At 38.8% G+C, this 15,969-nt stretch carries 17 protein-coding genes and 3 pseudogenes; 11 read left to right on the forward strand and 9 right to left on the reverse strand.

The annotated features are described in order from the left end of the window. Positions 1 to 16: 16 nt before the first annotated feature. Positions 17 to 1,087, reverse strand: coding sequence for a PhoH family protein (locus VSAL_RS05475; RefSeq protein ID WP_012549759.1), 1,071 nt, complete (start codon positions 1,085 to 1,087; stop codon positions 17 to 19). A gap of 143 nt (positions 1,088 to 1,230) precedes the next feature. Beyond that, positions 1,231 to 2,655, reverse strand: coding sequence for a tRNA (N6-isopentenyl adenosine(37)-C2)-methylthiotransferase MiaB (miaB, locus tag VSAL_RS05480; protein WP_012549760.1), 1,425 nt, complete (start codon positions 2,653 to 2,655; stop codon positions 1,231 to 1,233). A gap of 218 nt (positions 2,656 to 2,873) precedes the next feature. Between miaB and VSAL_RS05485 the strand changes: the two genes are divergently transcribed. The 4 genes and pseudogenes from VSAL_RS05485 to VSAL_RS05500 form a co-directional block, all read left to right on the forward strand. Beyond that, positions 2,874 to 4,028: a 2-octaprenyl-3-methyl-6-methoxy-1,4-benzoquinol hydroxylase gene (locus tag VSAL_RS05485; protein ID WP_173362137.1), complete on the forward strand. Its 1,155-nt coding sequence runs from the start codon at positions 2,874 to 2,876 to the stop codon at positions 4,026 to 4,028. Between the two features lie 196 nt (positions 4,029 to 4,224). Next, entirely contained in the window at positions 4,225 to 4,539 is a 315-nt protein-coding gene (tnpA, locus tag VSAL_RS05490; RefSeq protein ID WP_012548925.1) for an IS66 family insertion sequence element accessory protein TnpA, read from the forward strand. Continuing rightward, on the forward strand, positions 4,536 to 4,883 hold the full coding sequence (gene tnpB, locus VSAL_RS05495) for an IS66 family insertion sequence element accessory protein TnpB (protein WP_012548924.1): 348 nt from the start codon (positions 4,536 to 4,538) through the stop codon (positions 4,881 to 4,883). Before tnpA ends, tnpB begins: the two co-directional genes overlap by 4 nt. Before the next feature lie 71 nt (positions 4,884 to 4,954). Further along, positions 4,955 to 6,094 (forward strand): annotated as a pseudogene (locus VSAL_RS05500) (IS66-like element ISVsa2 family transposase); the annotation flags it as partial. 164 nt (positions 6,095 to 6,258) lie between these two features. Here VSAL_RS05500 and VSAL_RS05505 read toward each other — a convergent pair. Next, a complete protein-coding gene (locus VSAL_RS05505) occupies positions 6,259 to 7,452 on the reverse strand; it encodes an IS91-like element ISVsa9 family transposase (protein WP_012548955.1) in 1,194 nt (397 codons plus the stop codon). An 81-nt stretch (positions 7,453 to 7,533) separates the two neighbouring features. On the opposite strand from VSAL_RS05505, the pseudogene VSAL_RS22685 reads away from it, so the two are divergent. Next, positions 7,534 to 7,881 (forward strand): annotated as a pseudogene (locus VSAL_RS22685) (IS66 family transposase); the annotation flags it as partial. Positions 7,882 to 7,891: 10 nt separating this feature from the next. Here VSAL_RS22685 and VSAL_RS05510 read toward each other — a convergent pair. After that, positions 7,892 to 8,632 (reverse strand): annotated as a pseudogene (locus tag VSAL_RS05510) (MFS transporter); the annotation flags it as partial. A gap of 30 nt (positions 8,633 to 8,662) precedes the next feature. Then, the gene (locus tag VSAL_RS05515) at positions 8,663 to 9,262 is read right to left on the reverse strand and encodes a TetR/AcrR family transcriptional regulator (RefSeq protein ID WP_012549762.1); all 600 of its coding nucleotides are present in this window, start codon (positions 9,260 to 9,262) and stop codon (positions 8,663 to 8,665) included. A 225-nt stretch (positions 9,263 to 9,487) separates the two neighbouring features. Here VSAL_RS05515 and VSAL_RS05520 point away from each other — a divergent pair, with 225 nt between their 5' ends. Both VSAL_RS05520 and VSAL_RS05525 read left to right on the forward strand, forming a co-directional pair. Further along, the gene (locus tag VSAL_RS05520) at positions 9,488 to 10,387 is read left to right on the forward strand and encodes a Tim44 domain-containing protein (protein WP_044583211.1); all 900 of its coding nucleotides are present in this window, start codon (positions 9,488 to 9,490) and stop codon (positions 10,385 to 10,387) included. Between the two features lie 146 nt (positions 10,388 to 10,533). Beyond that, positions 10,534 to 10,764, forward strand: coding sequence for a TIGR02647 family protein (locus VSAL_RS05525; protein ID WP_012549764.1), 231 nt, complete (start codon positions 10,534 to 10,536; stop codon positions 10,762 to 10,764). On the opposite strand, the gene VSAL_RS05530 is transcribed toward VSAL_RS05525, so the two are convergent. After that, positions 10,765 to 11,016 carry a YkgJ family cysteine cluster protein gene (locus VSAL_RS05530; RefSeq protein ID WP_012549765.1) on the reverse strand — a complete coding sequence of 84 codons (252 nt, stop codon included), beginning with the start codon at positions 11,014 to 11,016 and terminating at the stop codon, positions 10,765 to 10,767. It lies immediately after the preceding gene. Positions 11,017 to 11,175: 159 nt separating this feature from the next. Between VSAL_RS05530 and VSAL_RS05535 the strand changes: the two genes are divergently transcribed. Next, entirely contained in the window at positions 11,176 to 11,616 is a 441-nt protein-coding gene (locus tag VSAL_RS05535) for a YcgN family cysteine cluster protein (RefSeq protein WP_044583407.1), read from the forward strand. Positions 11,617 to 11,718: 102 nt separating this feature from the next. Here the strand turns inward: VSAL_RS05535 and VSAL_RS05540 are convergent, their stop codons facing one another. The 3 genes from VSAL_RS05540 to VSAL_RS05550 all read right to left on the reverse strand — a co-directional run bounded on the left by VSAL_RS05540 (position 11,719) and on the right by VSAL_RS05550 (position 14,592). Beyond that, positions 11,719 to 12,762, reverse strand: coding sequence for a phage integrase (locus VSAL_RS05540; protein WP_012549767.1), 1,044 nt, complete (start codon positions 12,760 to 12,762; stop codon positions 11,719 to 11,721). 62 nt (positions 12,763 to 12,824) lie between these two features. Beyond that, positions 12,825 to 13,613 (reverse strand): hypothetical protein, encoded by a 789-nt coding sequence (locus tag VSAL_RS05545; protein ID WP_012549768.1) that lies wholly within the window; start codon positions 13,611 to 13,613, stop codon positions 12,825 to 12,827. A gap of 22 nt (positions 13,614 to 13,635) precedes the next feature. Further along, complete coding sequence (locus VSAL_RS05550) at positions 13,636 to 14,592, reverse strand: helix-turn-helix domain-containing protein (protein ID WP_012549769.1); 957 nt, start codon at positions 14,590 to 14,592, stop codon at positions 13,636 to 13,638. A 172-nt stretch (positions 14,593 to 14,764) separates the two neighbouring features. Between VSAL_RS05550 and VSAL_RS05560 the strand changes: the two genes are divergently transcribed. From VSAL_RS05560 to VSAL_RS05570, 3 genes are all read left to right on the forward strand, one after another. After that, complete coding sequence (locus VSAL_RS05560; protein WP_012549770.1) at positions 14,765 to 14,965, forward strand: hypothetical protein; 201 nt, start codon at positions 14,765 to 14,767, stop codon at positions 14,963 to 14,965. Between the two features lie 86 nt (positions 14,966 to 15,051). Then, positions 15,052 to 15,594: a phage regulatory CII family protein gene (locus tag VSAL_RS05565; protein ID WP_012549771.1), complete on the forward strand. Its 543-nt coding sequence runs from the start codon at positions 15,052 to 15,054 to the stop codon at positions 15,592 to 15,594. Between the two features lie 9 nt (positions 15,595 to 15,603). Then, the gene (locus VSAL_RS05570; protein ID WP_012549772.1) at positions 15,604 to 15,927 is read left to right on the forward strand and encodes a hypothetical protein; all 324 of its coding nucleotides are present in this window, start codon (positions 15,604 to 15,606) and stop codon (positions 15,925 to 15,927) included. Positions 15,928 to 15,969 lie beyond the last annotated feature (42 nt).

Raw genomic sequence — 15,969 nt, forward strand, 5'->3', positions numbered from 1 at the left:
ACCTGAAATTATTGTACTAGTTGTTTTCAGAATCGAGTAAACGTGCATCACGTTCTTCTTTTCGACGCTGTTCTCCTAGTTTACGCTCTTTTTGATCATTTGTTTCCCATTTTTCATAGGCATTTACGATACGAGCAACAACAGGGTGGCGAACTACATCATCTGCGATAAAGAAATTAAAACTAATTTCATCAACTTCTGATAATACTTCAACTGCATGACGTAAACCAGATTTCGCACCGCGAGGTAAATCTATCTGAGTAACATCCCCAGTAATAACGGCTCGGGAGTTAAAGCCAATACGCGTTAAGAACATTTTCATTTGTTCTACTGTGGTATTTTGGCTTTCATCTAAAATAATAAAGGCATCATTTAGGGTACGACCACGCATGTAAGCCAGTGGTGCTACTTCAATCACATTACGTTCTATAAGCTTTTCCACTCGCTCAAACCCAAGCATTTCAAAAAGAGCATCATAGAGAGGACGTAAATAAGGATCGACCTTTTGACTTAGATCGCCGGGTAAGAAACCGAGTTTTTCACCGGCCTCTACCGCTGGGCGAGTCAGTAAAATACGGCGAACTTCTTGACGTTCAAGTGCATCGACAGCCGCAGCAACCGCTAAATAGGTTTTACCAGTGCCGGCAGGACCAATGCCAAACGTAATATCATGAGTCACGATATTAGTTACATACTGTGCTTGGTTTTCTGTTCGTGGTTTAATTAGCCCTTTCTTTGTCTTTATGAATATCTCTTTACCATAAGGTAGCGTTGTTACCGCTTCAGAGGGTTGTTCTAATACGCCAGATTCTTTTACAGCCAAATGGATTTGCTCAGGTTCAATATCGGGATATTGATTTTTAATTGGCGCAGTATTAACGTAAAGATCCCTTAAAATATCAACAGCAGCGGAAACCGTATGAGGTTGACCGACAACGGTAAAGAGATTTCCTCGATAATTTACTTCAACACCAAGCCGACGCTCAAGGTGTTTTATATTGTCGTCAAATGGACCACAAAGATTAGATAAACGCTTATTATTAGCTGGCTCTAAGGTCAACTCTAATTTGGTTGTTTTAATGCTCAATGCTGCCTCGCATAATATTGGCTATGGGTTTATCTATTATTTATTGGGGAAAAAGGGGGTTTTCTCAAGGTTAAATAAGAAAAAAGATGATCAAGTAAGCTTAATCATCTTTTTTAGTGTTTGATTTTACTGAGGTGATCACATTATGGCGTAAAAGTACCTACACCAAGATCATCTTCACGGCGAGTTTTCTCTATCATCTCAGAAGGTGATACAGCAACACGTAATCCCATGTCTTTTTCGGTACGAACTAAGGTACCGCGTAAAGAGTTAGTAAATGATTCTGTAATATGAAGGTCAACAAATTGTCCAATGAGTTCTGGACTGCCTGTGAAATTCACTACGCGGTTATTTTCAGTACGAGCTCGTAGTTCCATCGGATTTCTTTTTGATGGGCCTTCAACAAGTGCACGTAGCTCTGTATTTAACATCTGACGAGAGAAGCGTGCAGATTGAAAACTGATCTGTTGTTGAAGCTCAGCAAGGCGATCTTTTTTCGTTTGCTCTGGAATATCACACGGATAATCAGCGGCTGGCGTACCTGGACGTGGAGAGAAGACAAAGCTATAACTCATGTCAAAGTCTACGTCTTTAATTAGCTTCATTGTATCTTGGAAGTCTTTTTCTGACTCACCAGGGAAGGCAACGATGAAATCTGAGCTGATTAAAATGTCAGGACGAGCTTTACGCAACTTACGGATGATTGACTTGTACTCAATAGCAGTATGAGGACGTTTCATCATCGTTAGGATTCGATCTGAGCCACTTTGAACAGGTAGATGCAAGAAGCTTACTAATTCTGGTGTATCTTCGTAAACCGCAACAATATCATCACCAAATTCTAATGGGTGACTGGTTGTGAAGCGTAAACGGTCAATACCATCAATTGAAGCAACCATACGAAGTAAATCAGCAAAGGAACAAATATCACCATCGTACATAGGACCACGGTAAGCATTTACGTTTTGACCTAATAGGTTAACTTCACGTACGCCTTGCTCTGCAAGTTGAGCAATTTCAAATAGCACGTCATCTAATGGACGGCTAACTTCTTCACCGCGAGTATAAGGAACAACACAGTACGTACAGTATTTTGAACAACCTTCCATGATAGAAACAAAAGCAGATACACCATCGGCTTTTGGTTCTGGAAGATTATCGAATTTTTCGATTTCAGGAAATGAAATATCCATAACGGTTTTTTCATTAGAAAGCGATTGTTTGATCATTTGTGGTAAACGGTGAAGCGTTTGAGGACCAAAAATTACATCAACGTAAGGTGCACGTTGACGAATATGATCGCCTTCTTGAGTTGCAACACAACCGCCTACGCCAATCACTAAGTCTGGTTTTTTGTCTTTTAAATGTTTCCAGCGGCCCAGTTGGTGAAACACTTTTTCTTGTGCTTTTTCACGAATTGAACAGGTATTTAATAACAGAACATCCGCTTCTTTTGGATCTTCAGTTAATTCATAACCATTTGCGGCACCTAAAAGATCGGCCATTTTAGATGAATCGTATTCGTTCATCTGGCAGCCCCAGGTTTTGATTAGCAGTTTCTTAGTCATGTAACTTTTTCACTCGTATTTTATTACTAGAATTCGGTACTGTTTTGAGAGACAAGCTCAATCAAAACGGATAGGGCGCGTATTGTACTGCTTTCCAAGCCTTATGACTAGGTATAGACAACCACGAATCTTTTATGGGTATTATTTGAGAGATGTAGATCTGAAGTAAATCGCGGTAGAATAGTTAAAATTGTTGGTTCATATAAGGTCTATGGATGATGAAAGAATATGATTTCGCTATTGTTGGTGGTGGGATGGTTGGTGCCGCTGCCGCTATAGGTTTAGCTAAATTAGGTTATTTAGTCGCTATTATTGAGCATAAAGAGCCAAGTACTTATGACAATAAACAGCCGATGGATATTCGAGTCTCTGCAATCTCTCAATCATCCGTTGATCTGCTTGAAAAACTAGGTGCATGGGAAAGTATTAAAGAAATGCGAGTTTGTCCTTATAAGCGCTTAGAAACATGGGAACACCCTGAGTGTCGAACTCGCTTTCATTCTGATGCACTTAATATGGACCAGCTTGGCTTCATTGTTGAAAATCGTCTTATTCAATTAGGGTTATGGCAGACATTCTCTTGTTATGACAACCTCAACGTTATTACGCCTACAAAAATAACCGATCTTGAGTTTTTTAGTGATCATAATGAACTGACGTTAGAAAATGGAGATAAAATTAAAGCGAAATGGGTTCTTGGTGCTGATGGCGCTAATTCTTATGTTAGACAAAAAACTAACATAGGGATTACGGCTTGGGACTATCGTCAACATTGCATGTTAATTAATATAGAAACAGAGCAACCACAACAAGATATTACGTGGCAATGGTTTACACCGTCAGGTCCTCGCTCATTTCTACCTTTACAGGGTAATAAAGGATCTTTGGTATGGTATGACTCACCAAAACGCATTAAACAGCTTTGCGCGATGAACTCGACTCAATTAGAAAGTGAAATAAAAGCATACTTTCCGAAAGAACTCGGAGAATTTACGGTAGAGCAATATGGTTCTTTCCCTTTAACTCGTCGACATGCTCAAAAATACGTTGATCATCATTGTGTATTGCTTGGTGATGCCGCTCATACAATAAATCCTCTAGCAGGACAGGGCGTTAATCTTGGATTTAAAGACATCAAAGTGCTATTAGAAGAAGTAGAGAAAAAAGGACTGAATACAGATAGAGCTTTTAAAATGTATGAATCAAGACGAAAGATAGATAACTTAGCGATGCAAAGCAGTATGGATTTATTTTACACTTTATTTAGTAACTCTTTACCGCCGGTTAAGTTATTACGAAATATAGGGTTAAAATTAGCGGACTCGTCTGGGAAGTTAAAAACACAAGCGCTGAAGTATGCGTTAGGTTTATAGAAATAATTCTAGGGACTAGAGCTTAGGGACGAGTAAAAGCGAATCTACAGAAAGTAAGGTGATCATTTGGTCACCTTTTTTATTGCGTTAAAACCATTGAATTGGTTCATTAATAGTAAGCGTGCGGGGAACTACACCTAACAAATAAAATTCATTATGCGTATCTTACGATCTTTCATTTAACGAGAACGTAATTATGCAAAAAGATAAAAAGAGAACACCAGAGCAATGGCACGCTCTATTTGAATCTCAGCAATCTAGCAAGCTTAGTGCCGCTGAATTTTGTCGTAACCATAATATTCTGCCAAAGACATTTAGTGCACGTAAAGCACGATGGAAACAAAAGATTAACGCTTCTACTTTCTTGAAAGTAGAAGCGTTAACATCAACTATCATCGCCACTCCACAATTACCAGATATTCAACTTTCTATCGGAAAATTGCGATTAACATTGCCAGCTAATACTGAACCTCACTGGATAGGACTCTTATTAAAAGGGTATCAATCATGAATGTATTTACTGATGTTTCCACCATTTATCTTCATCGTGATTTTGTCGATTTTCGCAAGGCCATTAATGGCCTTGTCGTGATTGTTGAGCAAGAAATGCAACTATCACCGTTTAGTGATGCTCTATTTATATTTTGCAATAAGCCTCGTGATAAACTCAAAATATTGTATTGGGATAAAACAGGATTCGCTTTATGGTACAAGCGATTAGATGAAGACCGCTTCAAATGGCCACGAAATATAAATAACGATACGTTAGCATTATCAGAGCAGCAACTGACACTGCTATTACAAGGTTTTGATATCTTAGGACATCAACCGGTACATTATCAAACAACCCTTTAAATAGTTGATTCTCAGTCAAGAATAGGAGGCAACCGATTGATTACCTGTATTATCGTTATATAGTCATCTACATGATTGATAAAATAAAACCACTTCCTGATACCATTGACGAGCTGAAAGCACTTGTGCTTCAGCTTGAAAATAAATATAACCGTCTTCTAGAGCAATTTCGACTGGCTCAACATCAGCGCTTTGGTAAAAGCAGTGAATCTGACTCGACTCAATTTGATTTATTCAATGAAACAGAAGAAGAAATCATCATTGAAAATGATGACACACAAACGATTACCTACACTCGTCAAAAGCCAAAACGCCAACGCTTACCTGAAGACTTACCGCGTACTGTTATTATCCACGACATAAAAGATAAAACTTGTAAGTGTTGCGGTCTAGAGATGCATGCGATGGGTAAAGACATCAGTGAAAAGTTGGAATTTGTACCAGCTAAAGTGGAAGTTATTCAACATGTTCGTCCTAAATATGCTTGCCGAAATTGTGAAAAAAACAATACTTCAGTAGACATTAAACAAGCCCCAATGCCAGCGTCACCAATCCCTAAAGGGATTGCGACCGCAAGTTTACTTGCTCAAATTATTACGGCTAAATTTCAATACAGTCTTCCACTTTATCGTCAAGAAACGTTATTTCAGCAATGGGGTATCATTATTGGACGGCGAACGATGGCGGATTGGTTAATAAAATGCTCGGTACTATTTACCCCTCTTAATAACGAGTTACATCGTATTTTGCTTGAACAACCCACTCTGCATTGTGATGAAACAACGGTAAATGTGTTGGATGTTGAAAAAGCAAAATGTTATATGTGGGTCTACTGCTCTGGCTATGATTCTCCAGGCTCTGGTGTTTTGCCTGGAATTGTACTTTATGATTATCAATCTAGCAGGCATGGCTACCATCCAGTTAACTTTTTAAAAGGTTATAACGGGTATTTACATACCGATGGTTACCAAGGTTATGAACAAACTGAAGCGATTTTAGTTGGCTGTTGGGCACACGCACGTCGACGATTTATTGAGGCTCAACGTGTTCAAGTAAAAGGGAAAACAGGGAGTGCAGATTGGGTATTGAGTAAAATCCAAAAGCTATACCGGATCGAATCGTTATTAAAAGAGGCTTCCCCTGAAGCCAAGTATGTTGCTAGGCAGACAGAAGCCCGCGATTTACTTAAAGAGCTCCGTGATTGGCTTGAAGGTAAGGAATTTGAATGTTGCTGAGTTAGCATTGGCCCGTCTAAAAAAGCCAATTTCACCATCGCTGTTTTTTTAAAAGGTATCGAAAATATAATTATCGGGGATTTTATAACTGTTTTAGCCCTATTTCATGAGTTTTAGATACACTTATCCTACAAACCTTATTATGCTGCCCTCAATTCTGACTGAACTATCGCATGGGTGACTAAATCATTGACCGAATTTCCGACTCGGAAATTCGTAAACACCAGACGACTTTCACATAAAATACATTCGTACGGATCTACTTTTACATATCCTTTTAACATTGCGGCATACCCTGGCATTTTCGGCTCAGCTTCTATTGTCATACCTAAAGCTGCATAAACTCTAGGCAGAGCTTCTCCACGACGACGCATTGATAAAAAACCGTAGTATCGGATCATCTTGAAATGTTTATCAGGATAGTGCTCTACTATCCGTCTTATCATCTCTTCTGGTGATAATGTTAGGCTGTCTGTTGTTCCTGTTCGATGGTCTAAATAATTAAACGTTATCATTCCGCCTTTGGCGTAATGACTTAAACGTGACGCTGAAATTGGGGGCCGTTTTAAATACCGACCAAGATAGTTCATCGTCGGTTTTACATTATTTGTCTTTTTAGCAAAATGAAGCTTCCAACGACGATTATATTGACTGCTTAAAAAGCGTGACCAATCCGTTTTATTACGGATATAGGGGCATTCTTCGCTTGATAAATCAAGCTCATAATAAGCCTTACCCAATAAACTGACGATAGCCGCTCTCCAACAAGGCTCTGTCGTTTTCATTTGGAAGTAAATGGGTTTCCATAAACCGGTACGTTCACAAATTCCCCCACGAGTGACCGATAAATGTAAGTGCGTATTCCAATTCAGTTTTCGACCGTAAGTATGAAGAGCACAAAAGATACCGACATCTATTCCTTTATCTTTTGCCCATCCCAGCAGAATGTTTGCAGCACATTTGAATAATTTATTTAACAGCCAACGGTTATGACGAAAGATAGGCCATAGCGTGTTTGGAAGGGTAAAGGTGATGTGTTGATATTCGCATTCAGGGAAGACATGTTGTTGCTTTTGTATCCATCGCTCTGTGGCTTTCATGCCACAGCTACTGCACGCTCGAGATTTACAGGTTTGGTGAATATATTTGATATGGGTACAGTCAGGGTTGCAACAATGATATTCGCGAGAGCCAAAAGCCGCTGTCCCACAGGACAGCATCTTTGTGACATTTTCAATCACGACCGCTCTTAGGTTAGCTTTGTTATTATGAAGAAATTTAAGCCAGTTATTTTGACTATTAAATAATTGTTTCAGGGGTTTATATGCGTGCATGGCGATAGGATAAACGATTTATTGGCAACAATGGAAGAGGTTGAGTCCTTTTGATTTGCGCCGTAGGCGCCTATTGTTCATAGCGCAGTTAGTCGAGTATCACCTAAAACAAAATTAGGTGAGGCGATTAGCTATACATTAAATCAATGGGATAAATTAGTTCGTTATATTGATGATGGATTGTTATCTATTGATAACAATCGAGCAGAGCGAGCGGTTAAACCGTTTGTTATCGGCCGGAAAAACTGGTTATTTTCGGGTTCAACGGCTGGTGCAGATTCAAGTGCAATGCTTTACAGCATTGTAGAAACAGCAAAGGCAAACGGATTAATCCCTTACGATTATATTAGGTATTGTCTAGATCGTTTATGTGTTGGATCGCCAGATATCGATTCACTTTTACCTTGGAATGTAAAAGACAAGGTGTAGTTCCCCGCACGCTTACGTAGCTTGCGCCTAAAAACCAGAACCAACTTATTCCCATAATTGCTAAAAATACCGCAGGGTTACGTTTGGCGATTTGAATTGTGTGTTTTGTTTGCTTAACTGGACGCCATTGGAAGTTAAGCGTTGGGTTCATGGCTTTGGCGTAAGGAATCGAACGGCTCGTTAAATAGCCTAAGATAGCCAAGAGTACGACAGCGGCGGCGGCGATATAGTGAGCATATTCTTGTGATGCAATAAACCCCGCACCAATGGTCCCAAACAAAATAGCGAGAAAGGTGCCTGTTTCTACTAATGCATTCCCAGAGACTAATTCTTCTTTTTTTAATTGTTGAGGGAGTAGTGCGTATTTTACTGGCCCAAAAAAGGCGGATTGTGTGCCCATTAAAAACAATAAGATTAACAGTAGAGTGTAGTTTTGCAGAATAAAGGCAACAGCTCCCAATAACATAATACCAATTTCGGCTAATTTCACTTTACGGATAAACGCTGATTTTTCATATTTGTCGGCTAAAATTCCGGCAGGTGCAGAGAATAGAAAAAAGGGAAGAATAAATAAACCAGCGGCTAAATTTATAAATAAATTGGATGAGATAGGCAAAGAATCGGCACTGGCAAAAGCTACAAATAATAAAAGGGTATTTTTATAAATATTGTCGTTAAATGCACCTAAAGCTTGAGTCATGAAATATGGAAAAAATCGACGCTGAGTAAGTAGTTGCGCTTGCTTCGCCATAAAAATCCTTTTAGTAACTCAAAAATTAAACTAGCTGATCTTCCACTGATTAATGTAATTATCAAATAAGTTATCGATTAATTGGTGCCCATCAAATGGTAAGCCAGAGAAAAATAAATCATCAACACTTAATTGTGTAATTCCGTGAACGCTTGCCCAAATAACACGACTGGTTACGACTATATCACCATCACTCTTTGAGGGGTTAATGGTTCGAATAATACTTTCTAGCATTGTCATGATTTGATTGATGCGGTCTTCTTGCCATTCCGGTAATAATTCACCATTCATATTATGCTCAAAGATTAGCTGCCAGCGATTAGGGTGTTGTTTTGCAAAGTCGTAATAGCAGTAAGCAATGGCTTTTAATGCTTCTTCTGATGTTGTGCTATTTTCTATACCTAATGCGATTCGTTGCATCAGTTCATCAAGCGTTTGGGCAATGGAGCGAAGCAGTAATAAATTGTAGCTACCAAAAATATTGACGAGCGTGCTAGGGACATAACCAATGCTTTTGGCTAATTTTCTTAAACTGAGTTCATGATGTGAGTGTTCTTCAAGATACAACTTCACATTATTTAATGCCATTTCACGTATTTCTTGATGAGAATGGTCATTTCTGCGAGCCATAATAACCTTTAATGAGTAATGTTGAACAATGTTCTTAATTCTAAATGTAATTGGTGATTCTTCAAGTAAGAGTTTTATCAATTAGGGCGGAAAGCATAATGTTGAGAATCAAACTAATATCGTTTTAACACTCTGAAACATACTCATCCATATTAAAGCTCCCAATGTGCAGCGATGCAGGCTATTATCGGATCAAATTATTTTAATAGAGTAAAGGAAGAGATAATGAAACGTCTTTTATCTGTTGCTGCCCTTATGTTTGTTTTTGTTTTTGCTGCTCCTCATGCAGAGGCAAAAAAATTTGGTGGTGGTAAATCATTTGGTAAGAGCTTTAAAACTGCCCCTGCACCAAAACAAAAACAACAAAATACCAACACAATTGGTAAGCAAGATACCGCTAAAGGAGCATCAAGTAAGAAAGGCCTTATGGGCGGATTACTTGGCGGCCTTCTTGTTGGTGGCCTTCTAGCATCAATGTTTGGCGGCGGTGGCTTTGAAGGTATCCAATTTATGGATATCATCATTATGGCTGGTGTTGCATTTGTTTTATTCAAACTTTTCCGTATGTTTATGGCGTCGAAAGCCGGAAGCATAAATCAGAGGCAAGGGGCCGCCTACGCAGGCCCACAAGCGTCTCATGATGAAAAGCCGAGTTTCCGTGATAACCAACAGTATTTCCAAGGCGATCAAGCTCAACCACAAACACAAACAACAGGTGGTTTTGGTTCGATTGGTTCTGATGAAGTGCCGCATAACTACCCACCGGGTTTTGATTTGCAAGGTTTCATCAATGGTTCTCGTGAGCACTACCGTATTTTACAAGGTGCATGGAACCATAACCAACTTGAAACTATTCAAGAGTACGTATCAATCAGTCTTTACAATGATTTGGTTCAAGAACGTGCAAACCTTGAAGGTGAGCAACATACTGATGTTATGTTTGTTGATGCAGAAGTTGTTCGTGCTGAGCACAATGCAAGCAGTGCACAATTAAGCCTACAGTTCTCAGGACGTTACCGTGATTCAGTGGAAGGTCTTCAAGAAGACATCACTGATGTTTGGCATTTAGAGCGCGATCTTACGCAGCCTAATGCACCATGGTTAATCATCGGTATTCAAGCTTAAGTGCTTTAGATACAAGAAAGTTGATTAAAAAATATCCTCATAGAGAGTAATCCTATGGGGATTTTTTATAGGTGTGATCTAGCTCTGTTTTAATCTTTGAAAGACAGTCTATGCTGAAATCAGTTAATAAATAAGAGAGATTATATATGCCATTTAATAAAGATATTATTGAAGAAATGAACCTTCTCAAGCAATTCCCACTAGAAAGCACTCAAGCGGGTTTAAAAGTTCATTCAGACGCAGCACCCGAAGCAATCGAAGCAATGAAGCGTCTTTTCACGAAAGGATTGGTAACACAAAATGATGGTGGTTATTTAACAGCCCACGGTACTGAAGTCTCAGAGCAAGTACAAAACGTTATTCGCGTATTATCGTAATTAAAGCGTCATTGATTCTAATTCAGTGATCGTTTGCAATGCTTGTTCTGAGGTTGAACCACACACGTCAGGGCAAGCTTTAAATTGGTGACATACCTTTGGACGGTCAGCCTGACCAAATAGCTTACACAGATTCTCATCGTTCAATTGAACACAACGTACACCCGCAGGTTTCCCATTTGGCATTCCAGGAATAAATGAAGTAATACTTGGGGCAATACAGCAGGCACCGCAATATAATCTACATTCCATACATCATCTCATTGCATCAATTAAAGGATGCGCAAAATACCACTCTTCATCTTTCAGGTCAAAGTTAGTCTGGATTCTTATCTTGTGATCTGTAAACCACTTGCACTTTTATCTCAAGATGGGTATAAAACCGCCTCTTCCCATAATGAGTGTAAAGCAATGACTGAGCAATTTTGGCAACAAAAAAAACTAGAAGAGATGACAGAGCAAGAGTGGGAATCTCTTTGTGACGGCTGTGGGAAGTGCTGTTTACATAAATTAATGGATGAAGATACCGATGAAGTTTACTACACCAATGTTGCGTGTAGTTGGCTAAATAGCAAAACGTGCTCATGCAAGGATTACGCTAAGCGTTTTACCTCCGGTGAAGAGTGCTTAAAACTGAGTCGTGAGAACATCGCCGAGTTTAACTGGCTTCCAGTAACTTGTGCGTATCGTTTATTAGCAGAAGGCAATCCGATCCCAGAATGGCACCCATTGATTACTGGATCTAAATCAGCGATGCATGCGGCTGGCGAAAGCGTTAGAAATAAAGTTGTGTATGCGATCGATGTGAAGAACTGGGAAGATCACATTACAAATCACCCTCATAGAAACTAAGCTATACAAGGGTTTTCAGTAACTTAAAAATCAACACTGTACAAATAACCATATATAAATGCACATGTTGGTAAATTATGTAGTCAATTTGTAGTCATTAAATCAATCGGTTTTGTAGTCATTTTTGATGATATAAAGCGGGTTTTTGGTGACTACATCTTCTAAGTGGTCAGGGGCTAAGTGAGCGTATCTCATCGTTTGTTTAATATCGGTATGACCTAATATTCTTTGCAGAGCGATAATATTGCCGCCGTTCATCATGTAATAAGATGCAAAAGTGTGGCGCATAACATGAGCCGCTTGGTGGGTTAGTCGTGGAACTCGTTTTGAAATAAAACGGTAAACAGTAGAGTAGCCTATTTTAAAAAGTGGGCCTGAGTCTTCTTTGTAAATTTCAGCGTAAAGGTCTTGGCTAATTGGAACGGTGCGGTTCTTCTTTCCCTTAGTTTGAGTAAACGTCACTTTATATTTAGAAAGTTGTGAACCAGTTAATTTTGAAACTTCTAAAAAGCGACCGCCAGTAGCCAAACATAATTTAATTATTTTATGCATATCATCGTGGGTTTCGTAATTTTCGGCATCGGTGATCAACAACTTCATTTCATCCATGGTCAAAAACTCCATTTCAGATTCATGCAGTTTAAATTGTCGAACCGATTGAAGCGGGTTTTCGCACTTCCATTCTTCCATGCGGCGCAACTCGTTAATCACCGCGTTCAATAAATCATGCTCAATATTACAAGTGCGAAAAGATACCGGTTCTTTTTTACCGCTAAGGTTTGTAATTTGCCCAGCCAAACGAGCCGTTCTGTATTCTAAAAAGTGTTTGGGCGTTAGCCTGGTATAAATTGGGTCGCCCATGCCAAGCGCAATTACTTTTAGTTTTCGGTAGGTGTATTTTTGATGTGCAAGTGATTGGCCGTGTCTCTCTTGCCACATGTCTATCATATCTAGCAAACTTCGACGTTCGATTTTTTTACCTGCCCATGGCGTGGTGTCGGCTTCTTTTAGCACAAACTTTTCATACGCAAGTGCCTCGCCTTTAGTGGCAAAGTGTTTTCTTACTCGCTTGCCGTTTCTACCTTGCGGGTAAATATCGCAAAGCCATGGTTTTTTAGTGTCGGTGTCTAGTTTTTTTACTGTCATGATATAAGTCTTATTAAAAGAAACCGCCGATTAAAGCGGTTTTCATTGCGGTACCAGATTTATTATTTTTTAGGCAGTCTACCGCCACTGTTTAAACAGTCTTGAATTGTATTGTAGGGCGTGTAATTCTTCGTTCTATTATAAAAAGAACTAAAATTATCATGACATATACCTGAGTTACTTTTTTTAACAATATGGAGCTCTTGACTTGCGTTTATTGATTTGGTTTGAGTTGATGTTACTTTATTTTCTTCAATTGGTTTAGAGACTGTTGTTTCTTCTTTAACACAACTTTTTCGTATTTTTGGTATTACAGTTTTCATTATGTCTGACTGCATTTTTATATTTGAATAGTCACCAGTTCTGGCAGCGCTATACACATCATTTAAAAATAAAGGCATTCGTAATAGGTAGTCAGTGTAAACACTTCTAGCTAATTCGTGTTTTGGGCTCATGACTATATTTGCTGCTAAGTGGTGTTTATTAGATAGATTATTGAATTCAGGATTAAATACTGCTACTCGCCATTCCGCAATCTCTTTATATGAGGCTTTTTCATCTCGAAATTTAATAATTTGATCCATCAGGTTATTTATGTCTGAAAATACATTTAGCGAGTAAGAACAGTTATTTAAGCTCACTTCGGCTTTTGGTTGAGGTGTTTCGATTGTTTTTGGGTTCATGAGTCCAATAGTAAATAAACTGATATAAAGAATTAGCCAGCCGAAAGCTAGAATTTTGTACTTTTTTTCAGTGCCTTTTTTTAGTGTAAACCATGAGAAAATAAATGGCATAATAAATATACCAATTGCTAATGATAGCTTTGATAAAATACTTAATGCTTTTTTCATCTTAAACCTAGCCTTTTAAATATTAATTTTTAATTATTGTAACCGCGATGCGGCCTATTACTTTTATATCGTCATCCGAGAGTTCAATGGTTGCGCCGTTGAAATCTACCAACAATTTATTAGGTAAGCGTTGAATGGTATTTATCGACATTCTTCCATTCGTATCTATTAAGTATGATCCGCTTACTGCGTCGTTCTGTGAAATATCAACCAAATAACGCCCGTCATTTGTTTCTACTTCAATCACATTCTTTGATGCTAAATCCCAACTGTTCATCATTCTCAATGCATACGGGATTTCGCCAGTATCAAGCAACTTTCCATTATTCAAACAAAAGCTTTGCACAATAACCGTTTGGTGTTGTGGGTTTGGCAGTTTCTCAACATTGCTGTTGTAACTATATGCAACGTCTGAAACGCCTAGTTGCTCCATCTTATCGCTTTCATTTTGGTGGACGCCACTAGTTATGGATGATACCCATTCTCTAAAGCCTTCTGGTTTTACTCCATTTTCAAATGCTAATTCTTTTACAGGAACGCCCTTGGCTAAATGTAAGCGAACTGTTAGCTCGTGTGAGTTTCGGTTTGCCATGCGCCACGCGCTAAATGTGGTATTTGGGATGTCAAAGATTTCAGATAAATCAAGCAGTGTATTAGCACCGGTGATCTCTTTTATTTTATTAATGAAAGGTTCGCCAGACATGTATTTGTACGGTTTGGTTGGTTTGTCGGCTTTGTACTTTTTAGGGTTTTTACCTAGGGCCATTGCTTCTACAGGAATGCCATAAATAAGATGCAAGCGCACAATTGACTCAAAGGAAGTGGTGTTTCTGCTATTCCAAGTGGAAATATTTCCTTTTGCAATCCCTAGTAAATGGGCTAGTTCAACAAATGAGTTTGTCCCTGTCACGAATTTTAAATTTTCAGTAAAGTCGAATCCTTTCAGGTAGTTAAAGTTTTCAATCTTATCTAGAGACATGTTTTCCTCCTTATTATTGATATGTGATGGGATTGGCAGTAAACAAAAAGTGGTAAACAAAGTTGCTATTACTGCTTGTAAGTAAACATTTTCCGATCTAATATATCTTTACACCAAGTTAAGCGCGTAAATAACCACAAATGACTGCGCATATAAAAAAGAGGATATCACCATGGCTTCAATCGCAATAGTGCCACCTGCACCTTTTTGGACAAAAAAGAAATTCTCAGAACAAACGGGCGAATCTATGTCGTCAATTGAGAACAATATCAAAAGTGGAAAATACCCAACGCTGCCTAAAGAGGCTGGAAAGGGTCTTGTTCGTATCAACATTGTGAAAATGTTTGAGAACTCTGCACTACAGCAAGTGTGAATTTTCATTTCAAAAATGGTCCTTGTACTTAAATGTAGTCATTAAATGGCAAATATGCGTACTTTTGACGTAATAGAGTGTGAATTATGAGTTCAAATATGGATATGTGCGAATTACGTGAGCGCAAACAGAAGCAGTATGACGCTGTTTGCAGTGATTTCAGACTGAACCACAACATGGAAGAGTTGGCGATAATAACAGGCATGAAAAGCGGCACGTTATTACGCAATAGGTTAAACCCAGAACAATCCCATAAGTTAGACCCAGTAGATTTAGCGATGCTGTGCAAAGCATCAAACGATTACACCATTTTAAATACGATGTTTGCAGATTTGGGCGTAGTCACTATTGCTCTGCCAGGGCAGCAAGATGAAAAGAGTTATTTTGAAAGAACACTTTTGAATAGCAAATACTCAGGTGAGCTTTCTAGCGATGCATTGGACATGTGTAATGCAGAGCGTTTACCACGCAGCAAAAAGCGAAAAACATTAGCAAAAGCACAAGGCGCACTAAGTAATTTAGTTTTGTTGATAAATGATTTAGAGAATCGCACCACAGGCCTACAGCCAATATTGCAGTTTGGCACAGATTTTTTGGCTAACGGTGCGCCACTTCCAGGTTTGATGTGAGGAACGGTTATGAGCCAGTTAGCCAAAAAGCAAGAGATACAAACGCCAACAGCACAAGAAAGCATTGCCGAAGCAAAATCGTTATTTACAAACGGTGGCAAACGCAAGCAGTTAAAAATTGTGTTTAATTCATTTGATAAACAAGGCCGTGGCCTAATTTGCATTGCGGGCGGTTTATCTCCTAAAGATTGTTTTCGTAGTTTTGAAGATTTTGATGATCTTGAATTACAAAAAGTTCGCCGTGGTATGCAGGTTTTGCAAGACATAACTAAGCGAGTTTATTCAAAGGTTGGTGATGTGAATAAGTTAAAACCGAGTCACTTCACCGCTTAGTACCAACACTTGTGAGCCTTTGCCCTCTAATAGGGGCTTTTT

Source organism: Aliivibrio salmonicida LFI1238 (assembly GCF_000196495.1).
GTDB lineage: Bacteria > Pseudomonadota > Gammaproteobacteria > Enterobacterales > Vibrionaceae > Aliivibrio > Aliivibrio salmonicida.